This window comes from Micromonospora sp. CNZ303 (assembly GCF_004345505.1).
Genome location: NZ_SLVT01000003.1, coordinates 117421 through 138676, shown reverse-complemented (window position 1 = coordinate 138676; position 21256 = coordinate 117421). Strand labels below are relative to the sequence as shown.

The following is a 21256-nucleotide window of genomic DNA, read 5'->3' as shown; positions in this document are numbered from 1 at the left end:
CACGCCCGGCGGCCCCTACGGTTCGGGGATGGCCTCGTACGGCTTCGGGACGCTCAGCCAGGTGGCCCGGCCGACGGGCCAGAAGACGGTAAAGGCCCGCCCCACGACCTCGCCCTCGGGAATCGTGGCGACGGTGATGTCCTGACCGGACTGCTGCCAGTGCTCCAGCGAGTCGCCCGACGCCTCGCGGTGGTCGCCCATCACCCAGAGCCGGCCCTTCGGGACGGTGATGTCGAACTCCTCGGCGGTCTTGTCGCCGGGGTAGATGTAGGGCTCGTCCAGCGACTTGCCGTTGATCACCAGCCGGTCCTGCGCGTCGCAGCAGACCACGTGGTCGCCGCCGACGCCGATGACGCGCTTGATGAAGTCCTCGCCGTCGGGGTTGGCGCTCCACTCCATGGGGGCCTTGAAGACGATCACCTCGCCCCGGTGCGGGGACCGGAAGTCGTAGACCAGCTTGTTGACCAGCACCCGATCGTCGATCTGGAGGGTGTTCTCCATCGACGGAGAGGGGATGAAGAAGGTCTGCAGCACGAAGGCGCGCACCAGTACCGCGACCAGGATCGCCACACCCAGGAGGATGGGCAGCTCCTTCCAGAAGGAACTGCGCGGCTTGTCGGTCTGCTCGTCAATCACGGCACGAGCCTACGTTGCCCGGCCCGACGCCACCGTCCGGAACGCGCGAGAACGGCGAGCGCGACAGCGGTCGGGGCGAACAGCACCAGATCGCCGTCCGGCGTGGGGCGGACCGGCGGCGGGGCGCCGGTGGAGGCGGCCGGCGGGTCGGCGACGTCGTCGAAGGTCGCGGGCACCGACAGGGCGCTCCAGCGCGACGACGGCCAGACCACGGTGAACGCCCGGCCCACCACGTTCTCGATCGGCACCGGGCCCTGGCAGCGGGCGTCCTGGGAGACCATCCGGTGGTCGCCCATGACGAAGATCTGCCCGGGCGGGACCACGACCTCGTCGAAGCGCCGGGACCGGCACTCGCGGGGGTTGGGCGGGATGTCGAGCGGCGAGTCGCGCAGGACGTACGACGACTCGTCGAGCGGCGTGCCGTTGACCAGCACCCGCCCCTCGGCGTCGCAGCACTTCACCCGGTCGCCGGGAAGACCGATGACCCGCTTGATGAAGTCCTTCTCGCCGGGGCGGCTGACGCCGACCAGGTCGCCGACGGTCCGGCTGAGCTTGCCCGCGAACCCGGGCTCCGGCCCCTCGGCGACCTGCGGGGCCCAGCGGTCGGTGCCCCGGAAGACGACGACCTCGCCCCGCACCGGGTCGCGCACGTCGTAGACGACCTTGTTGACCAGGACCCGGTCACCGACGAGGAGGGTGTCCTCCATCGAGCCGGAGGGGATGAAGAACGCCTGGAGCAGGAAGGTGCGGATCAGCACCGCGAGGCAGAACGCGACGACCAGCAGCAGCGGCAGCTCCTGCCAGAGGGGCATCTGTCGGCGGGGCCGGCGGGCGCGCCGTCGCCAGGGGTCGACGGCGCCGTCCTCGTCAAGCGTCTGCACCACGCCACTCTCCGGTCAGCAGAAATGACACTACCGCCCGGGAACCCTGTCGGGGCTCCCCGGGCGGTAGTGGTCGTCGCTCCGCCGTCGTGGCGGGACGTCGCCCGGCTGCGCCCGTAGCAACCAGGGTAGTGCGGTCCGGTCGGTACGACATACGCGCAGCTCGGGCGGCGTGGCGAGCGTGAGGTCAGCTCGGCTGCTTCTCGCGCTTCTCCTTGATCTTGGCCTTCTTGCCCCGCAGCTCGCGCAGGTAGTAGAGCTTGGCGCGGCGGACGTCACCGCGGGTCACGACCTCGATCCGGTCGATCGCCGGGCTGTTGATCGGGTAGGTGCGCTCGACACCGACGCCGAAGCTGATCTTGCGGACCGAGAAGGTCTCGCGCAGACCGTCACCCTGGCGGCGGATGACGACGCCCTGGAAGATCTGGACACGGGACCGGTTGCCCTCGACGACCCGGGCGTGCACCTTGACGGTGTCACCGGCACGGAAGTCGGGGAGGTCGGTGCGCTTCGACTGGGCGTCAAGGGCGTCCAGGATGTTCATCGCTGCGTCCTCGTGAGGCTCACGGCGCACCGTCAATCGGTGCGCGGGTGGGTGATTCTGATCCCCGGGTGGTGGTCGGTGACCCGATTCCGGTCGAGGATCCTCGCAGCCGTCCGCGGCGCGGCCGGTTGCGGCAACCCCCCTACTTTGCCACATCCCCCGGCGGCACCTGAAACCCGGCCCGGTCCAGCGCGGCGACGTCCCGTTTGTCCAGGCGCTGCGGGTCCACCGCGGCGAGCATGTCGGGACGACGCGTCGCGGTGCGGATCAGCGCCTCGTCCCGCCGCCAGCGGGCGATCCTGCCGTGGTCGCCGGAGCGGAGCACCTCCGGCACCTCCAGCCCCCGCCAGGTCGCCGGCTTCGTGTACATGGGGGCCTCCAGCAGCCCGTGGGCGTGCGACTCCTCGGCCAGCGAACCCGCGTTGCCGAGCACGCCGGGCAGCAGCCGGGTGACCGCCTCCAGGATCACCAGCACCGCCACCTCGCCGCCGAAGAGGACGTAGTCGCCGAGGGAGACCTCGGTCACCGGCATCCGGGTCGCGGCGTGGTCGAGCACCCGCTGGTCGATGCCCTCGTACCGGCCGCAGGCGAAGAGCAGGTGCGGCTCGGCGGCCAGCTCGTGCGCCATCGCCTGGGTGAAGGGGGCGCCGGTCGGGGCCGGCACCACCAGCCGGGGCGCGGTCACCTCCGCCGGGGCGAGGGCGTCGAGCGCCTCGCCCCACGGCTCCGGCCGCATCACCATGCCGGGCCCGCCGCCGTAGGGCGTGTCGTCGACCGTGCGGTGCACGTCGTGGGTCCAGATTCGCAGATCGTGTACGGCCAGCCGCAGCGTGCCGTTCGCCCGGGCCCTGCCGATCAACGACAGGTCCAGCGGGGCGAAGTACTCCGGAAAGATCGACACGATGTCGACGCGCATGCGGGGGTGCTCCAGCGGTTCTACAGATCGAGCAGACCGGCCGGCGGGTCGACGACGACGCGACCGCCGGCGAGGTCAACCTCGGGGACGATCGCCTTGACGAACGGGATGAGCGCGGTGCCGCCCTCGGGACGGCGCAGCACCAACAGGTCGGAGGAGGGGGCGTGGTCGATCCGGGCCACCTCGCCCAGCCGGTCGCCGGTCGGGGTGACCACGGCCAGCCCGACGAGCTGGTGGTCGTGGAACTCCTCCGGGTCCTCCGGCGGGGCGACCTCGGCGCTGTCGACCGCGACCAGCGTGCCGCGCAGCGCCTCGGCGACGTCCCGGTCCCCGATGCCCTCGAACGCGACGAGCATCCGCCCCTGGTGCCAGCGGGCGGACTCCACGACCAGTTCGGCGGGCACCCGGAAGGCCACCCCCTGCGCGGGCGCGGCCGGCGACGGCTGAGGCGCCCCGGGCTCGGTGTGCCGCGCCCGGGGTGTCGCCCCCGGCATGGTGCGCAGCACCCGACTGCTGGGCACAGCCGGGGGCGTCGCCTCCGGCATGGTGCGCAGCACCCGACTGCTGGGCACAGCCGGGGGCGTCGCCCCCGGCATGGTGCGCAGCACCATGCCGGGGGCGAACCGCGCTTCGGGCTCGTCGGTCCGCACCTCCACGGTGACCTCACCGCGGATGCCGTGCGGCTTGCCGACCCTGCCGACGACGAGCAGCATCAGTACGAGTCGACGATGTCGACGCGCACGCCGCGCCCGCCGATGGAGCCGATCACCTGGCGCAGCGCCTTGGCGGTCCGGCCGGACCGCCCGATCACCGTGCCGAGGTCCTCCGGGTGCACGCGGACTTCCAGCCGCTTGCCCCGACGGGAGTCGACCATCCGGACGCGTACGTCATCGGGGTGGTCGACGATGCCCTTGACCAGGTGCTCCAACGCCGGACGCAGAGGCATGTCAGGCCTGCTCACCGGCGTCGGCAGCGGCAGCCGGGGCCTCGGCCGGAGCCTCGGTCTTCGGAGCCTCGGCCGGAGCCTCGGTCTTCGGAGCCTCGGCCTTGGCGGCCTTCTTGGCCGGCTTCGCCGGCGCCTCGGCCAGCCCGGCGGCGGCCTTCGCCTCGGCCTCGTACGCCGCGGTGCGGTCGACCCGCTCCGGGGCGACCTTCAGCGGCGGCGGGGCCGGCAGGCCCTTGAACTTCTGCCAGTCACCGGTCAGCTCCAGCAGCCGCTGCACCGCCTCGCTCGGCTGGGCGCCGACGGACAGCCAGTACTGGACCCGCTCCGACTTGACCTCGATCACCGAAGGGTCTTCCTTCGGCTGGTAGACCCCGACGAACTCGATCGCCCGGCCGTCGCGCTTGGTGCGCGAGTCGGCGATGACGATGCGGTACTGCGGGTTGCGGATCTTGCCCATCCGCAGGAGCCGGATCTTTACGGCCACAGTTGTTTCGCTCCTGTTGCGATCTCACCTGCCCGGTACGGGCGGTGCACGGGTGAGTGTCGACCGGCACAGTGGGGTTGGGCCGGAGACTGCTCGGTGGACTGGCGACGTGCCCGGGTTAGAGGGCGCCGGACACGCGCCGGATACCAGCCAGCCATTCTGCCAGATCGGGCGCGGAACCCTCACACCGGACCGCCCCCGGTCACCCGCCGGGCGGCAGAAGTGACCGAAAGCACAGTCGCCGGCCGGCGGCCGGCCCCGCCGGTCGAGGGGCGGTGCGCCACGGGGGGCGCGGGCAGGTCGGGCCGGGTCAGCGCACCGGGGGGCGGTCCCAGCCGGGCGGCAACCCGTCGGGGACGGTCCAGTCGGGCGGCGGGGTGAAGTCGCACCAGGTGCCGTCGAACGGGAACTCCCCCGCCTCGGCCAATGCGATCACCCGCTTCCCCTCGGCGCGGACCGCATCGGCGTCGGTCACCCAGTAGTGGTCGGGGAAGGCGAGCCGCTCGGCGAACTCCCCCTCGTCCTTCCACTCCCAGCCCAGGTCGGGACGGACGACCACGTCGAGGTCCTGGTCCACCATGTCGACGCCGGCGAGCGTGCCGTCGTCCCAGCGCACCCCTGGCTCCTCCAGGTTGACGTACCAGGTGGCGAAGCGGTCGTGCGCGTCGCGGAACCACCACACGGAGTGGGCCGCCCCGGTGGGCAGGAACTTGAGCACGGAGGGGCCGTCCCACCGGCCGGTGGCCAGGCGGTACGACGAGGAGATCCACTCGCTGAACGGCACCGCCCGCATGCCCAGCCCGGCCTCGGTGACCTCGCTCGCGACCGGGGAGTCGCGGGGCACCCAGAGCAGCAGGCCCCGGTCGTCGTCGCTGACCACCCGCGCGGCGCGTACCCAGCCGATCCGGCCCCGGCGCACGTTGCGGTGCACGATCAGCCGCCCAGGTTCGAATCTCACGCACCGACCCTACCGGCCCCCGCCCCCCACCCCCGCCCACCGCTCCGAGGTGCAAGGAAGGGACCCTTCCTCCACCTCAGGCGTTAGGAAGGTGCCCTTCCTAACGCCTGAGGGAGCCGCCGCGAAGCACGAGGCGGGGTGCCGACGGAACTCAGTAGGCGCGGGCCAGGATGGCGACCAGGTCGGGCTCGTCCTCGGAGTCGGGCACCGAGCCGTCGGCCCGCAGCAGGCAGCGCACGGTGACGCCCTGGCCGTTCGCCTCCGCCTCGCCCTGCACGCCGACCGCCGACCACGGCACCATGGCCCAGCCGGTGGCCGCCGCCTCGATCGCCTCGGCGAGGGTCGACACCTCGACGGTGCGGGACTTCCGGTGGGCCAGCGCCTGGTCGTGCAGGGCCCGCTGGTCGGCGTCGAGGGCGGCCAGCACGGCGGTCACCACGTCGGCCACCGGCGTCGGGGACTTCGAGCCGTCGGTGCGCCGGACCACGACCGCGTTGCCGGCGGCCAGGTCGCGGGGGCCGACCTCGACGCGTACGGGATAGCCGCGCAGCTCGGCGTCGACGGCCCGGCGGCCGAACGGCGTGTCGACGCGGTCGTCGAGCGCGACCCGGACACCGACGTCGCGCAGGCCGTCGCGCAGCTTGGCCGCCGCCTCGCCGACACCCTCGCCGTCCTTGACCACCATGACGTACGCCTGCACGGGCGCCAGCTTCGGCGGCACGCGCAGCCCGTTGTCGTCGCCGTGGCACATGATCAGGCCGCCGAGCATCCGGGTCGAGGTGCCCCAGGAGGTCGTCCAGGCGTGCTCCCGGCCGCCCTCGGCCGAGGAGTAGCTGATGTCGAAGGCCTTGGCGAAGTTCTGCCCCAGCTCGTGGCTGGTGCCGAGCTGGAGGGCCTTGCCGTCACCCATCATGCCTTCGCAGGTGTAGGTGGCGGTGGCGCCGGCGAAGCGCTCGCGGGCGGTCTTCAGGCCGACGACCACCGGGATGCCGAGCACGTTGACCATCAGGTCCTCGTACGCCTCGTGCAGGATCCGGCGGGCGTAGGCGCGGGCGTCGGAGCGGGTCGCGTGCGCGGTGTGCCCCTCCTGCCAGAGGAACTCGCTGGTGCGCAGGAAGATCCGGGGGCGCAGCTCCCAGCGGACCACGTTGGCCCACTGGTTGAGCAGCAGCGGCAGGTCCCGGTAGGAGTCGATCCACTTGGCCATGAACTCGCCGATGACGGTCTCGCTGGTGGGCCGCACCACGACCGGCTCGGCGAGCTGCTTGCCACCGCCGTGGGTGACCACCGCCAGCTCCGGCGAGAAGCCCTCGACGTGCTCGGCCTCGCGCTTGAGGTAGCTCTCCGGGATGAAGAGCGGGAAGTACGCGTTCTCCGCGCCCGCCGCCTTGATCCGGGCGTCCATCTCGGCCTGCATCCGCTCCCAGATGGCGTAGCCGGCCGGACGGATGACCATGGTCCCCCGGACCGGGCCGTTGTCGGCCAGCTTCGCCTTGGCGATCAGGTCCTGGTACCAGCGGGGAAAGTCCTCCGCACGGGGAGTGAGCACGCGTGCCATGACCGCACATCCTATGCGTCGGCCGAAGGGACGACGTCATCGGGCGCGACGTCGGCGGTCTCCGCCGTGCCGGTCGGTGCGGCCGGGCTAGGATTCGACCACCATGGGTGAGGTGAGGGACGGCACCCGTTCCCGGGACGCGATCGTCGAGGCCGCCCGGGCATTGACCATCGCGACCGGCTGGGACGGCGTCCGGATGGGTGCCGTCGCGCGCGCGGCGGGGGTCAGCCGGCAGACGGTCTACAACGAGTTCGGCACCAAGGCGGGGCTGGCCGAGGCGCTCGCCCGGCGGGAGGTCGACCGGTTCGTCGGCGACGTACGCGCCCTGCTGCGCGCCCACGGCGACGACGTGCGGGCCGCCGCGCACGCCACCATCTCGCACACTCTCACGCAGGCGGCCGACGACCCGCTGATCAAGGCCGTCCTGACCAGCTCCCGGGGCGGCTCGGACGACCTGCTGCCCTACCTGACCACCCGGTCGGAGCTGGTCCTGACCGAGGCCACCGAGGTGCTGCTGGAGTGGGCCGACGGCGCGCTGCCGGGCGCCGACCGCGACGCCGTCGCGTTCGCCACGGACTCGGTCGTCCGGTTGGTGATCAGCCACATCGTCCTGCCGGGCGCCCCCGTCGCGCAGACCGCCGCCGCCCTCGCCGACCTCGCGGTGTACCTGCTCCTGCACGCGGTCACCCAGGCGCACACCGGCTGACCGGGCGCCGCCCCGGGCAGCGCCGCGCCGCCGGTCGGGAGCGCCACCGGCCCGACCGGGAGTCTCCCCCGCCGACCGCGTCGTCCGCGGCGGGTCAGCGGACGACGCGACCGCGCAGCACGATGCGGGCGGGGGTGCGCACGGCGCGCAGGTCGGCGCGCGGGTCCTCGGAATAGACGACGAGGTCCGCCAGGCCGCCCTCGACCAGCCCGGGGAAGCCGAGCCACTCGCGGGCCCGCCAGGACGCGGCGGCGAGCACGTCGGTGGTAGACATGCCGGCCTGCTCGTGCAGCAGCAGCATCTCTTCGGCGGCGAGGCCGTGGTCGATGCCGCCGCCCGCGTCCGTGCCCACGTAGATCGGGACCCCGGCCTCGTGCGCCGAGCGGACCACCTCGGGGAAGCGGTCGCGCAGCGCGATCATGTGCTCGGCGTAGCCGGGGAACTTCTCCCGGGCCTGCTCGGCGATCCCGCCGAAGGTCCGAATGTTGATCATGGTGGGGATGAGCGCGGTGCCCCGGCGGGCCATCTCGTCGATCAGGTCCAGGCTGAGGCCCGTGCCGTGCTCCACCGAGTCCACCCCGGCGCGCACCATGATCTCGACGGCCGACTCGGAGAAGGTGTGCACGGCGGCGCGTACCCCGGCGGCGTGCGCGGCCCGGACGGCGGCCGTCATGGTGTCGGCGTCCCAGGCCGGGGCCAGGTCGCCGACGCCCCGGTCGATCCAGTCGCCGACCAGCTTCACCCAGCCGTTGCCGGCGCGCGCCTGCGCGGCCACCGTCGCCGCCACCTCCGCCGCGCCGACCTCGACGCCGATGTCGCGCAGGTAGCGCTTCGGCGGCGCGACGTGCCGGCCGGCGCGGGCCAGTCGCGGCAGGTCGGGCTCGTCGTCGAGTTCGGGGTACGGGTACGGCGACCCGGCGTCGCGGATGGCGAGGACCCCCGCGTCCCGGTCGACCCGGGCCAGCTCGCGGGCCTGGTCGAGCGAGGTGATCGGGGCGCCGCCGCGGGCGATGCCGATGTGGCAGTGCGCGTCGATCAGACCGGGCAGCACGAACCCGCCGTCGGCGATCGTCTCCGCACCGGCAACCGGGGTGAAGGTGACCCAGTCGCCGACCAGCCACAGGTCACGGACCTCGTCGTCGGGCAGCACCACGCCGCGTACGTGCCAGGCCATGCGTCCTCCGTCTGCGCGAAAGGGGGCGGTCCGCCGCCATTCTTCCCGCCCCGCGCGGGCCGGCGGCGTTCAGCCCTCGTCGCGCGCCAGCAGCCCGGCCCGCCGTGCCGTCAGCGCGGGCAGGTCGACGGAGACCTTCCAGGGCCGCTCGGTGACGACGAGGTCCTCGGTGTGGGTCAGCGCCTCGTACTCGCCGGTGGGGCCGAGCGTGTATTCCGTGAGGGTCATCCGCTCGCGCAGCGGGTCGACCACACCCTGGGCAAGGATCATGTCACCCGCCGTCAGCGACACGCGTCAGTGGGGCCGGCCGTCGCCGCCCTTGCCGAGCTTGTTGAAGTCGATCTTCGGCAGCTTGAAGCCCGGGGGCAGCCCCTGGCCGCCGGCCAGGTCGTTCGGGTCCATGCCCGGCGGGAGCTGCGGCATGCCGCCCGGGAAGCCGCCCGGCATCCCCGCGCCCGCCCCGGCGCGCGGCCGGTTGCCGCCCTTGGTGCCCTTGCGCTTGTTCTTCGGCGACTTGGTCGCCTTGCGCCGGCCGCCGCCCGGCAGGCCCATCATGCCGCCCATCTGCTTCATCATCTTCTGCGCGTCGGCGAAGCGGTTGAGCAGCTGGTTGACGTCCATCACCGTGACGCCGGAGCCGTTGGCGATGCGGGCCCGGCGCGAGCCGTTGATGATCTTCGGGTTGGTGCGCTCGGCGGGGGTCATCGACCGGATGATCGCGGTGACCCGGTCGAAGTGCTTGTCGTCGACCTCGGCGAGCTGGTCCTTCATCTGCCCCATGCCCGGCATCATGGCCAGCACGTTGGCGATGGGGCCCATCCGCCGGACCGCGATGAGCTGGTCGAGGAAGTCCTCCAGGGTGAACTGCTCGCCGCCCATCAGCTTGGCGGTCATCTTCTCCTTCTGATCGGTGTCGAAGGCCTGCTCGGCCTGCTCGATCAGAGTGAGGACGTCGCCCATGCCGAGGATCCGGCTGGCCATCCGGTCGGGGTGGAAGACGTCGAAGTCCTCCAGCTTCTCGCCGGTGGAGGCGAAGAGGATCGGCTGCCCGGTGACCTCCCGGACCGACAGCGCGGCGCCACCGCGGGCGTCGCCGTCGAGCTTGGAGAGGACCACGCCGGTGATGCCCACGCCGTCGCGGAACGCCTCGGCGGTGCGCACCGCGTCCTGGCCGACCATGGCGTCGATGACGAAGATGACCTCGTCCGGCTCGACCGCGTCACGGATGTCGGCGGCCTGCTGCATCATCTCGGCGTCGATGCCGAGCCGGCCGGCGGTGTCGACGATGACGATGTCCCGGGCGGCCCGCTTCGCGTGCTCGATCGAGGCGCGCGCCACCTGCACCGGGTCGCCGGTGCCGTTGCCGGGCTCGGGGGCGTACACCTCGACGCCGGCGCGGCCACCGAGCACCTGGAGCTGCCCGACGGCGTTGGGGCGCTGGAGGTCGGCGGCGACCAGCAGCGGCTGGTGGCCCTGGGCCTTGAGCCAGCGGGCCAGCTTGCCGGCGAGGGTGGTCTTGCCGGAACCCTGGAGGCCGGCGAGCATGATCACCGTCGGCGGCTGCTTGGCGAACTGGAGCCGCCGCCCCTCGCCGCCGAGGACGTTGATCAGCTCCTCGTTGACGATCTTGATGATCTGCTGCGCCGGGTTGAGGGCCTGGGAGACCTCGGAGCCGCGCGCCCGCTCCTTGACGTTGGCGATGAAGCCCTTGACCACCGGCAGCGCGACGTCCGCCTCCAGCAGCGCGAGGCGGATCTCGCGCGCGGTGGCGTCGATGTCGGCGTCGGTGAGCCGACCCTTGCCGCGGAGCTTGGTGAAGATCCCGGACAGGCGGTCACTCAAGGTGTCAAACACGCGAACATCCCGTTTGTCAGTGTTCCGGCGGGCAGATCGGCGACCGGGCGAGGTGTCCGGCCACCGCTAGGGTAGCCGGCCAGCCCTACGGCCGCTTCGGCCCGGGCGCAGCTGACCCGGCTACGACGTTGACAGGGGGCCCTTGCTCTACCTCAGGCGTTGACAGGGGGCCCTTCCCTACACGGCGGCCAGCACCGCGGCCTCCAGACGGGCCCGGGTGGCGTCGTCCGGCCAGCCGCCGACGAGGTAGAAGGCGTCCACCACGTCGCCGCCGAGGGTGGAGATGCGGGCCGCGCGCACCTGGGCGCCGGCCTCGTCGAGGGCGCAGGTGACCCGGTAGAGCAGCCCTACCGCGTCGGCGGCACGCAGTTCCAGCAGCACGGCGTCGGTGGCCGCCTCGCGGTGCCAGACCACCCGGGGCGCGGCCGGATCGGACCGCGCCGCCAGGGCCCGGCCGCGCAGCCGCTGGGTGACCGAGACGTCGCCGTTCACCGCGCGGCGCAGGTCGGCGCCGAGGGCGATCGGGTCGGGCGCGAGCCCGTACCGGGGCTGCACGCGGCACTCGACCAGGGCCCGGCCGTCGACGGTGGAGGCGTCGGCGGAGAGCACCTCCAGCCGGTGCAGCGCCAGGCAGCCGGCCACCGTCGCGAGCAGGCCGCGCCGGTCCGCCGCGGCCACCGCCACCCGGTCGGCCGTCAGGTGTACGACCGGCAGGGGCCCCGCCAGCAGGGCCGGGTCGGGGGCGGGCGGGGCGGGCAGCGCGCCCGTGTCCAGCGCGGTCCGTACCCGGGTGACCAGCTCGGCGACCAGTCGGCCCTTCCAGTCCGACCAGGCGGCCGGGCCGGTGGCGGCGGCGTCGGCCCGCACCAGGGCGTGCAGCAGGTCCAGCGTGGTCGGGTCGCCGACCCGCTCGGCCACCCCGGCGATGGTGACCGGGTCGGCGAGGTCCCGCCGGGTGGCCACGTCGGGCAGGAGCAGGTGCAGCCGGACCAGCGTGCCGATCAGCGCCACCTCCGGCGCGGGCAGGCCGATCCGGGCGGCCACCGCCTCCGCCAGCGGCACCCCGACCGTGCTGTGGTCGCCGGGAAGCCCCTTGCCGACGTCGTGCAGGAGTGCGCCGAGCAGCAGCAGGTCGGGGCGGTCCACCTCGCGGGTGTGCCGGCTGGCCTCGTACGCGGTCTGCACGAGGTGCCGGTCGAGGGTGAACCGGTGCACGGGGTTGTGCTGCGGGAGACTGCGCAGGCGGGTCCACTCGGGCAGCCAGCCCTCGATCAGCCCGTACCGGTCGCAGGTCTCCCAGGCCGGCACCAGGCCGGGACCGGCGCCGAGCAGGGTAATCAGCGCGGCCCGGGCCTCGGCCGGCCACGGCGCCGACAGCGGCGGGCAGTACGCGGCCAGCCACTCGCAGGTGGCCCTGGCGATCGGCAGCCGGGTGACGGCCGCGGCGGCGGCGACCCGCAGCGACAGGCTCGGGTCGGGGCGTGCCCCGATCGCGGTGCGGGCCAGCACCAGCTCGCCGTCGTGCTCGACGACGTCCCGGGCGACCGGCCGGCGCAGCGGGCGCCCGTCGGCACCCCGGCGGCGGCCGGAGCGGAGCCGGTCGGCGGCGCGGAAGGCGTCGTCGAGGGCGTGGCTGACGGTCCGGGCGTCGCCGGCCACCCGGCGCACAAGCGCGTCGCCGTCGCCGGCCAGCTCGGTTCCACCGGGTACGGGCTGCCGGAGCCCGAGCAGCGCGGCGACCCCGTCGCGTTCCTGGGCGACCAGCCGGTCGACCCGGCGGCCGGCCTGCCGGTGCAGCGCGTCCCGGGTGTCGAGCAGCCGCAGGTGCGCGGCGCGGACGGCGGGGCGCAGCGCGTCGGTGATCCCGGCGGTGGCGATCGCCCGCAGGATGCCCACGTCGCGCAGCCCGCCGGCCGCCTCCTTCAGGTCGCCCTCCAGCAGGAACGCCAGCTCGCCGTGGGCGGCCCAGCGGGCGGCGGTGATCTCGCGGAGCGCCGGGAGCTGGCGTACGGCGGTGCGCCGCCAGTGGTCGGCGGCGGTGCGGACGAGGGTGTCCGCGAGCCCGGCGTCCCCGGCGACGAGCCGCGCGTCGAGCAGCCCGAGGGCCACCTTCACGTCGTCCTGGGCGACGGAGAGCGCCTCGGGGACGGTCCGGACGGAGTGGTCCAGCCGCAGCCCGGCGTCCCACACCGGATACCAGACCGAGGCGGCCAGCTCGTCCACGCCGGGCACGCCGGCGTGCAGCAGGACGAGGTCGAGGTCGCCGTGCGGCGCGCACTGCCGGCGGCCCAGCCCGCCGACGGCGACCAGCGCCACCCCGGGCCGCTGCGGGAGCAGCCCGCGCAGCCACCGGTCGTACGCGTCGGCCCGCGCGGCCCGCGCCGTCGCCCCGATGCCGCCGTCGACGCCGACGACCTCGTCGACCAGGAGCGCGGCGGCACCGTTGCCGGTGTGTCCCGACCCGTTCTTCCTGGTCGACGAGGTCATGTCGGTGGGTGGCCGGTCAGAGCGCGTCGAGGCCGCGCTCGCCGGTGCGGACCCGGACGACCTCCTCGACGGCGGTCACCCAGACCTTCCCGTCGCCGATCTTGCCGGTCCGGGCGGCGCCGACGACGGCGTCCACGATCTTGTCGACGTCGATCTCGTCGGTGAGCACCTCCACCCGGATCTTGGGCAGGAACTCGACCGTGTACTCGGCACCCCGGTAGACCTCGGTATGCCCCTTCTGCCGCCCGTAGCCCTGGACCTCGCTGACGGTCAGGCCGGCCACGCCGAGGGCGTGCAGGGCCTCCTTCACCGCGTCCAGCTGGTACGGCTTGATGACCGCGGTCACCAGCTTCATGTCCAACCCCTCCATCCCAGGAACGTTAACGGGCGACCTTCTCGGCGGCGGACCCGGCGGCCGGCTCGGCAGCCGCGGCAGGCACGGTGGGCTCGGCAGGCGCGGCAGGCGCGGTCGCCGGCTCCGTCGCCGGCCTGGCGGCGGTCAGCCCGGCCATGGCGAACGCGCTGCCCCCGCCGCTGCCGGCGGCCGGCGACAGGTCGTAGCCACTCTCGGCGTGCTCGGCGATGTCGATGCCGCCGACCTCGTCCTCGGCCCGCAGGCGGAAGCCGATCGTCTTCTCGATGCCGAAGGCGAGCACCCAGGCCACCGCGAAGGACCAGACGGTGACGATCAGGCCGGCCAGGGCCTGCCGGCCGAGCTGGGTCACCCCGCCGCCGTAGAAGAGCCCGTCGGAGGCGCCGATCACGTCGCTGATCGCGCCGTTGACCGAGTTCGTGGCGAAGAGCCCGAGCCAGAGCGAGCCGATCCAGCCGCCGACGAAGTGCACGCCGACCACGTCGAGCGAGTCGTCGTAGCCGAGCCTGTACTTGAGGCTGATCGCCAGCGCGCAGACCGCCCCGGCGACGAGACCGAGCAGCACCGCCGCCCAGGGGGCGATGAAGCCGCAGGCCGGGGTGATGGCGACCAGGCCGGCGATGGCGCCGGACGAGGCGCCGACCAGGGTCGGCTTCCTGTCCTTGATCCATTCGACGACGATCCAGCCGAGCACGGCGGCGGCCGTGGCGAGCTGGGTGTTGATGAAGGCCAGGCCGGCGACCGAGTCGACGGTGAGCTCGGAACCGGCGTTGAAGCCGAACCAGCCGAACCAGAGCAGCCCGGCGCCGAGCGCGACGAGCGGGATGTTGTGCGGCTTCATGCCCTCCCGGGGCCAGCCGAGCCGCTTGCCCAGCACCAGCACCAGGGCCAGGGCCGCCGCGCCGGCGTTGATGTGCACCGCGGTGCCGCCGGCGAAGTCGAGCGCGTGCAGGTCGCCGCCGATGATGCCGCCGCCCCACACCCAGTGCGCGACCGGGAAGTAGACGAGCGTCGCCCAGCCGAACGCGAAGAGCAGCCAGCCGGCGAACTTCGCCCGGTCGGAGATCGCGCCGCTGATCAGCGCGACGGTGATCACGGCGAACATCATCTGGAAGGCCATGAACACGTAGAGCGGGACGCCGATGCCGCTCGGGTTCTCCGCCGTCGCGCCCCAGAGGTCGGTCTCGGCGAGGAAGGTCTTGGTGCCGAGGTAGGCGCCCGGGTCGCCCCAGAGCCCGTTGACATCGCCACCGAAGGCGATGCTGAAACCGTAGAACCACCACAAGACAGAGATGAGCCCGATCGCCGAGAAGCTCATCATCATCATGTTCAGTACACCCTTGGACCGGTTGAGGCCGCCGTAGAACAGCGCCAGTCCGGGCGTCATGAGCAGCACGAGCGCCGTCGACACCAGCAACCACACGGTGTTGCCGGAATCGATCGTGGGTGCCTCAGGCACGCTGGCCTCCTAAAGGTGAAGTTCCCTCCTTCACGGCTTCCGGGGCAGCGTCGCCCGTACGCCGGATGGGCGGAAGCCTGCTCGCTCCCTGTTTCCCCCAGCGTCACCCGTCGATTTCCGAACGGTGACGGGTTGTTTCGGACGTGTGAAGAGAAGCTCACCGCCGGCCGGCGCGGCCGACAGCGCGGACCGCTCAGCGCAACGCGTACTCCAGGGCGTTGCGCTCGTAGTCGAGCAGCCGCAGGTCCCGCATCGGCCGGCGCAGGTGCCCCTTGTGCACGATCCGGACGAAGGCCGGCTCACCGGCGGCGGCCATCCGGCGGATGCCCTCCACGTGGTCCACGATCCGCTTGCGGATGGTCCGGATCAGCCGGTGCCGGTCCCGGGGGATGAGCCCGTACGCGTCGGCGAAGAGGCGCAGCCGGCGCGGCCGGTCGGGGTGCTTCCAGCCGAGCGTGATCGAGTCCCGGTCGGAGAAGATCGGCACCCAGGTCCAGGCCGCGTACGCCACGTCGTAGATCCGGGCGCCGGGCGAGGCGAGGTCGAAGTCGATCAGCCCCAGGGTCCCGTCGGGCCGCCAGATCACGTTGTGCGGGGCGGCGTCGTGGTGGCAGATCACCTCGGTGTCCGGCGGCGGCGGTCCGAACGAGCGCCACACCGCCCCGGGCGGCGGGACGAAGCCGTACTGGGCGTCGTGGAACATGCGCAGCATGGTGGCGACGGTCACCAGCGCCTCGTCGGTGACCCAGTGCGGGGCCAGCGGGTACTCCCCGCACTCCCCCTCCAGGTACGACAGGACCTCCCGGTTGCGCTCGTCCATGCCGAGCGCGCGGGGGGCGCCGGTGAACCCGACGTACTCCAGGTGGCGCAGCAGGGCGTGCACCGAGGGCGTCCACGGCCCGGCGTTGCGCCGGACCGTGTCGCCGACCCGGACGACGGTGCTGACGTTCCCGCCGTGCAGCGGGATCTCCTGCGAAGTCACGTACGGTCTCCCGAGGCCCGTCGACGGGTGGCTGGGGTCGCGCCACCCGGCGTAGGCGCGATCGTCGGTCGTCACTGCGAGGTTACGCGTCCCGGGCGAGCGGCTCGGTACCGAGCAGCGCGTCGACGAACTGGGCGGGGTCGAACGGGGCCAGGTCGTCCTTGCCCTCGCCGAGCCCGACCAGCTTGACCGGGATGCCCAGCTTGCGCTGCACGGCGATCACGATGCCGCCCTTGGCGGTGCCGTCGAGCTTGCTGAGCACGACACCGGTCACGTTGACCACCTCGGTGAAGACCCGGGCCTGCTCCAGCCCGTTCTGCCCGGTGGTGGCGTCGAGGATCAGCAGTGTCTCGTCGATCGGGCCGTGCTTCTCCACCACCCGCTTGACCTTGCCCAGCTCGTCCATCAGGCCGATCTTGTTCTGGAGACGCCCGGCGGTGTCGATCAGCACGGTGTCGACGCCGGTGTCGATGCCCCGCTTGACGGCGTCGAAGGCCACGCTGGCCGGGTCGGCCGCCTCGGGCCCCCGCACCGTCTCCGCACCGACCCGACCGCCCCAGGTCTCCAGCTGGTCCGCGGCGGCGGCCCGGAAGGTGTCGGCCGCGCCGAGCAGCACGCTGCGGCCGTCGGCGACGAGCACCCGGGCGATCTTGCCGCAGGTGGTGGTCTTGCCCGCGCCGTTGACGCCGACGACCAGCACGACCGCCGGCACGCCCTCCTTGGGCGCGGTCCGCAGGGACCGGTCCAGGGTCGGGTCGAGCGCGTTGACCAGCTCGGCGGCGAGCAGGGCACGCAGCTCGCCCGCGGACCGGGTGCCGAGGACGCGGGTCCGCTCGCGCAGCCGGTCGACGATCTCCCGGGTGGCGTCGATGCCCACGTCGGCGGTGATGAGGCTGTCCTCGATCTCCTCCCAGGCGTCCTCGTCGAGGTGGTCGCGGCTGAGCAGGCCGAGCAGGCCCTTGCCGAAGGCGTTCTGCGAGCGGGACAGCCGCGAGCGCAGCCGGACCAGCCGCCCGGCGGTCGGCTCGGGGACCTCCAGCACCGGCGCCGGCGCCTCCACGACCGGCAGTTCCACCAGGATTCCGGTGGACAACTCGGCCTCCGGCGCCTCCACCGGCGGGCCGGCGAGGTCCTCCTCGGCCCGGGTCTCGACCTCCGTCTCGGGCAGCGGCGGCTCCGGTCGCCGGCGCAGCCGCGGCACGACCAGCCCGATGCCGCCAAGGATCAGCACGCCGAGCAGGGCGAGTGCGATGAGGAGGTATTCGGTCATGCCGGAATCCTGTCAGATGCCGGCGGAGCTGTCCCAGCCACCGCTCCCGACCGCGTCCAGGCAGGCCGGCGGTAGGCTCGGTCACAGCTAGCAGTGGTGCGACCGCCGGCCGGGTAGTAAAGATGAAGTCCGCTCATCTGGAGGTCGACCATGCCCGCGGCACACCTGCTCATCGGCCCGTTGCTCCGCAGGGTGGTCGGCACGTCGGCCACCGTCTGGGTGGAGACCAGCGCGCCCGCGGTGGTCACCGTCCGTACCGCCGACGGCGCGGGCGGCACCGCGCCCACCTTCTCGGCGTACGACCACCACTACGCCCTCGTCGTCGTGGAGGGGCTCACCCCCGACAGCGCCACCACCTACGAGATGCTGATCGACGACGAGGTCGCCTGGCCGGTGCCGAAGAGCAACTTCCCGCCCAGTGTGATCCGCACCAGGGCGGCCGACGACCTCGACCAGCCGGTCCGGTTGGTCTTCGGGTCCTGCCGGGAGACCACCCAGCACGCCACCACCCGTCGGCTGCCCCCGGACGCCCTCGACGCGTACGCCCGGCGGCTGATGGCCGACCCGGACCCGGCCGAGGTGCCCGACCTGCTGGTGCTCCTCGGCGACCAGGTCTACGCGGACGTGACCTCGCCCACGGTCCGGCGGCTGCTGAAGCGGCGCCGCCGCCGGCCGAAGGGCGCGCCGGGCGACCAGGTGGTCAGCTTCGACGAGTACACGAAGCTCTACCTGGAGTCCTGGCGGGACCCGGAGATCCGCTGGCTCTTCTCCACCGTGCCGAGCGTGATGATCTTCGACGACCACGAGGTCATCGACGACTGGAACACCTCGGCCTCCTGGCGCTCCGACATGCGCGAGCAGCCGTGGTGGGCGGAGCGGATCACCAGCGGCCTCGCCTCGTACTGGGTCTACCAGCACCTGGGCAACCTCTCCCCCGACGAGATCGCCGCCGACCCGGTCTACGCCAAGGTCGTCGCGGCGGAGGACGCCACCGGCGTGCTGCGCGAGTTCGGGCAGCGGGTCGACACCGAGGCCGACCTCGCCCACGACACCGAGGGGTGGCGCGCCGTGCAGTACCAGTGGAGCTACGCGCTGGACCTGGGCCGGACCCGGCTGGTCATGCTCGACAACCGGTGCAGCCGGGTGCTGGAGCCGGGCCAGCGGGCGATGCTGCCCCCGGGCGAGTGGTCGTGGTTCCTCGACCGCGCCCACGGCGTCTACGACCACCTGGTGGTCGGCGCCTCCCTGCCGTGGCTGCTGCCGCCGGGCATCCACCACGTGGAGGCGTGGAACGAGAAGCTGGCCGACTCGCGGCGGCCCTGGGTCGCCCAACTGGCCGAGAAGCTGCGCCGGGGGCTGGACCTGGAGCACTGGGCCGCGTTCCGCCGCTCGTTCGACGCGCTCGGCGCGCTCTTCGCCCGCCTCGGCAGCGGCACCCCCGGCGGCCCCGGCGAGCGCGTCGGGGCCGGCCCGGCGTACGCGCCACCGGCGTCGATCAGCGTGCTCTCCGGCGACGTGCACCACTCGTACGTGGCGCGGGCGCGGTTCGACGACCGGAGCGTGGTCACCCCGGTGCACCAGCTCACCTGCTCGCCCATCCACAACCAGGTTCCGGCCGGGATGCGCCCGCTGATGAAGCTCGGCTGGTCGTCCGGGCCGTCCGGGGCCACCCGGGCGCTGGCCCGCACCGCCGGCGTACGCCGCCCGCCGTTGCGCTGGAAGCGGCTGGCCGGGCCGTACTTCGGCAACGCGGTCGCCACGCTGGTGCACGCCGGCCGGACGGCCGAGGTGACGATCGAGGGCACCACCAGCGACGGCCACCTGCGCGAGGTCATGCGCCAGCGGCTGACCCCCGCCGGCTGACCCCGCCGCAGCCTTCCGCGACCGCGCGGACCGCCACCACCGAACTGACCGGCTTCGACGTGGGCGGATTTACTAATTCCCAATCGTCGATGCCGAATCGAGACATCCAGTCGCGATCATTCATCCGTGTCTCGTCGGAACGGCACCTCGACGACACCCGTCACGTACGACGGGAAGGCATTGTCGTCGACGCCTGCGCACGCCGTGCCGGCCCTGGGGGCACGAGCACGGTCGAGCCGACCCGCGACTGTTCCGGCGCGATGCGTTCCCGTGGCCCCCACCGCACCAGGTGAGAGGCCAGCCGCCCTGGCAGGAAGGCTCCCGTCGTGGCCACCACCAGAACCCGCGAAACAACGCGGGCATCATCTCGCGTCCCGCTCCGAACCGTCAGCCGGCGCGCTCTGATCGGCTCCGTACCCGCCGTCGTGGCAGGGGTGTCGTTGACCGACCGGCCGGCGCTCGCCGCTCCCGCCGTCGAGTGCCTCGCCGACCTCGGGAGCGCGTGATGGGGATCCCCTGGCTCGCCGACGTCCTGCGGGCAGCCGGCGTCGCGGTCGTCGAGGAGGGTGACTGGCGCTCGCGGGGCGTCAGCGGCGCGTTCGACCCGATCGGCGTGCTGTGGCACCACACCGCCGCCACGTCCAGCCCGAGCCGACCCGCGCCGGCGCTGGGCGTCTGCATCAACGGCCGATCGGACCTGCCCGGCCCGCTGTGCCACGCGCTCGTGGACTACCACGGCGTGTTCCACCTGATCTCCGCCAACCGCGCCAACCACGCCGGCAACAGCCGGGGCAGCGGCCCGATCCCGGCGGGCAGCGGCAACACGATGCTGATCGGCTGGGAGATCGACTACAACGGTGTCAACCAGGCGATGACCCAGGCCCAGTACAACGCGTCGGTCGCGGCGACCGCCGCGGTCCTGCGCAGACTGGGCCGCGACGCCAGCTACGCCCGGGGTCACCGCGAGACCAGCACCACCGGAAAGATCGACCCCTCCTTCATCGACCTGGACGCGATGCGCCGCGACGTCGCCGCCGCCATGGCGGGCGGCGGCTCGACAGCCGGCATCATGTTCCACCAGGTGCGGTTCCCGAGCGGGTCGTGGAGCGGGTTCCAGCCACTGGCCGGCTACCGGACGACCGACCCCGGCCGGGCCCGTGACATGGCGATCACCGGAATGCCGGACCGCTCCGCCCAGGTGCTCATCGTCGGGGCTGACAACAGCGTCTTCCACCAGATCCGCAACCCCAACGGCACCTGGACCGGATTCGCACCCCTCGCCGGCGCGGGCACCCCCACCCCGGCCGCCGGCAGCCGCGTCAGCATCGCCGGCATGCCGAACGGCTCCGCCCAGGTCCTCATCGTCGGCGCCAACGGCGGCATCTACCACCAGATCCGCAACCCCAACGGCACCTGGACCGGATTCCAGCCCATCACCGGCTACCACACCACCGCCCCCGCCGCCGGCAAGGACGTCGCCATCACCGGCATGCCCGACGGCTCCGCCCACATACTCATGATCGGCGCCGACAACGGCGTCTACCACAGGATCCGCCACCCCAACGGCACCTGGGACCCGCTCCAGCCCCTGCCCGGCGCGGGCACGCCCACCACGGCCGCCGGCAGCCGCGTCAGCATCGCCGGCATGCCCAACGGCTCCGCCCAGGTCCTCATCGTCGGCGCCAACGGCGGCATCTACCACCAGATCCGCAACCCCAACGGCACCTGGACCGGATTCCAGCCCATCACCGGCTACCACACCACCGCCCCCGCCGCCGGCAAGGACGTCGCCATCACCGGCATGCCCGACGGCTCCGCCCACATACTCATGATCGGCGCCGACAACGGCGTCTACCACAAGATCCGCCACCCCAACGGCACCTGGGACCCGCTCCAGCCCCTGCCCGGGATGGGCACGCCCACCACGGCCGCCGGCAGCAACGTCAGCATCGCCGGAATGCCGGACGGCTCCGCCCAGGTGACCATCGCCGGAAGAGGCTGACGAGGCACCCTCGGCCCGAGGGCTGACCGCACCCGGGCCGCTCCACCTGGAGCGACCGCGGGAGATCACCGTCGAGCAGTCGGAGTACGGCCACGCCGGCCGTACTCCGACGCGCCCGTCCTCCGTCGCCCCGTCCGCTCCGCCCGGCTCACGGAGGCGCTGG

At 73.2% G+C, this 21256-nt stretch carries 19 protein-coding genes and 1 pseudogene; 3 read left to right on the top strand and 17 right to left on the bottom strand.

Annotated features, from left to right (window positions below):
- Window positions 1–15: 15 nt before the first annotated feature.
- From lepB (EV374_RS06755) to proS, 9 genes and pseudogenes are all read right to left on the bottom strand, one after another.
- Window positions 16–636, bottom strand: coding sequence for a signal peptidase I (gene lepB / locus EV374_RS06755; protein WP_132232684.1), 621 nt, complete (start codon window positions 634–636; stop codon window positions 16–18).
- A 9-nt stretch (window positions 637–645) separates the two neighbouring features.
- Window positions 646–1520, bottom strand: a pseudogene (gene lepB, locus EV374_RS06750) (signal peptidase I).
- 184 nt (window positions 1521–1704) lie between these two features.
- Window positions 1705–2061, bottom strand: a complete 357-nt coding sequence (gene rplS / locus EV374_RS06745; protein WP_089001547.1) for a 50S ribosomal protein L19 — start codon at window positions 2059–2061, stop codon at window positions 1705–1707.
- A 142-nt stretch (window positions 2062–2203) separates the two neighbouring features.
- A complete protein-coding gene (gene trmD / locus EV374_RS06740) occupies window positions 2204–2977 on the bottom strand; it encodes a tRNA (guanosine(37)-N1)-methyltransferase TrmD (RefSeq protein WP_132232680.1) in 774 nt (257 codons plus the stop codon).
- Window positions 2978–2997: 20 nt separating this feature from the next.
- Window positions 2998–3690: a ribosome maturation factor RimM gene (rimM, locus tag EV374_RS06735; RefSeq protein ID WP_132232678.1), complete on the bottom strand. Its 693-nt coding sequence runs from the start codon at window positions 3688–3690 to the stop codon at window positions 2998–3000.
- Window positions 3690–3950 carry an RNA-binding protein gene (locus EV374_RS06730; RefSeq protein WP_172862164.1) on the bottom strand — a complete coding sequence of 87 codons (261 nt, stop codon included), beginning with the start codon at window positions 3948–3950 and terminating at the stop codon, window positions 3690–3692. The genes rimM and EV374_RS06730 overlap by 1 nt, the downstream gene beginning before the upstream one ends.
- Window positions 3925–4407, bottom strand: coding sequence for a 30S ribosomal protein S16 (rpsP, locus tag EV374_RS06725; RefSeq protein ID WP_132232676.1), 483 nt, complete (start codon window positions 4405–4407; stop codon window positions 3925–3927). The genes EV374_RS06730 and rpsP overlap by 26 nt, the downstream gene beginning before the upstream one ends.
- Window positions 4408–4717: 310 nt before the next feature.
- Complete coding sequence (locus EV374_RS06720; protein WP_132232674.1) at window positions 4718–5365, bottom strand: ribonuclease FAU-1 family protein; 648 nt, start codon at window positions 5363–5365, stop codon at window positions 4718–4720.
- A 151-nt stretch (window positions 5366–5516) separates the two neighbouring features.
- Window positions 5517–6923: a proline--tRNA ligase gene (gene proS, locus EV374_RS06715; protein ID WP_132232672.1), complete on the bottom strand. Its 1407-nt coding sequence runs from the start codon at window positions 6921–6923 to the stop codon at window positions 5517–5519.
- A 103-nt stretch (window positions 6924–7026) separates the two neighbouring features.
- Between proS and EV374_RS06710 the strand changes: the two genes are divergently transcribed.
- On the top strand, window positions 7027–7629 hold the full coding sequence (locus tag EV374_RS06710) for a TetR family transcriptional regulator (protein ID WP_132232670.1): 603 nt from the start codon (window positions 7027–7029) through the stop codon (window positions 7627–7629).
- A gap of 94 nt (window positions 7630–7723) precedes the next feature.
- On the opposite strand, the gene EV374_RS06705 is transcribed toward EV374_RS06710, so the two are convergent.
- From EV374_RS06705 to ftsY, 8 genes are all read right to left on the bottom strand, one after another.
- Window positions 7724–8803: an amidohydrolase family protein gene (locus EV374_RS06705; RefSeq protein ID WP_132232668.1), complete on the bottom strand. Its 1080-nt coding sequence runs from the start codon at window positions 8801–8803 to the stop codon at window positions 7724–7726.
- 69 nt (window positions 8804–8872) lie between these two features.
- Window positions 8873–9073, bottom strand: a complete 201-nt coding sequence (locus tag EV374_RS06700) for a hypothetical protein (protein WP_486485615.1) — start codon at window positions 9071–9073, stop codon at window positions 8873–8875.
- Window positions 9074–9097: 24 nt separating this feature from the next.
- The gene (gene ffh / locus EV374_RS06695; protein WP_132232666.1) at window positions 9098–10657 is read right to left on the bottom strand and encodes a signal recognition particle protein; all 1560 of its coding nucleotides are present in this window, start codon (window positions 10655–10657) and stop codon (window positions 9098–9100) included.
- Between the two features lie 177 nt (window positions 10658–10834).
- The gene (locus EV374_RS06690) at window positions 10835–13144 is read right to left on the bottom strand and encodes a [protein-PII] uridylyltransferase (protein WP_132232664.1); all 2310 of its coding nucleotides are present in this window, start codon (window positions 13142–13144) and stop codon (window positions 10835–10837) included.
- A gap of 16 nt (window positions 13145–13160) precedes the next feature.
- The gene (locus tag EV374_RS06685) at window positions 13161–13499 is read right to left on the bottom strand and encodes a P-II family nitrogen regulator (protein WP_176733926.1); all 339 of its coding nucleotides are present in this window, start codon (window positions 13497–13499) and stop codon (window positions 13161–13163) included.
- Between the two features lie 25 nt (window positions 13500–13524).
- Complete coding sequence (locus EV374_RS06680; RefSeq protein WP_486485614.1) at window positions 13525–14976, bottom strand: ammonium transporter; 1452 nt, start codon at window positions 14974–14976, stop codon at window positions 13525–13527.
- A 193-nt stretch (window positions 14977–15169) separates the two neighbouring features.
- The gene (locus tag EV374_RS06675) at window positions 15170–16033 is read right to left on the bottom strand and encodes an aminoglycoside phosphotransferase family protein (RefSeq protein ID WP_192581443.1); all 864 of its coding nucleotides are present in this window, start codon (window positions 16031–16033) and stop codon (window positions 15170–15172) included.
- 7 nt (window positions 16034–16040) lie between these two features.
- Window positions 16041–17228, bottom strand: a complete 1188-nt coding sequence (ftsY, locus tag EV374_RS06670) for a signal recognition particle-docking protein FtsY (protein WP_132232662.1) — start codon at window positions 17226–17228, stop codon at window positions 16041–16043.
- 150 nt (window positions 17229–17378) lie between these two features.
- Between ftsY and EV374_RS06665 the strand changes: the two genes are divergently transcribed.
- Window positions 17379–19091, top strand: a complete 1713-nt coding sequence (locus EV374_RS06665) for an alkaline phosphatase D family protein (protein WP_132232660.1) — start codon at window positions 17379–17381, stop codon at window positions 19089–19091.
- Window positions 19092–19596: 505 nt separating this feature from the next.
- Window positions 19597–21093: a peptidoglycan recognition protein family protein gene (locus EV374_RS33255; protein WP_486485613.1), complete on the top strand. Its 1497-nt coding sequence runs from the start codon at window positions 19597–19599 to the stop codon at window positions 21091–21093.
- The last annotated feature ends 163 nt before the right edge of the window (window positions 21094–21256 follow it).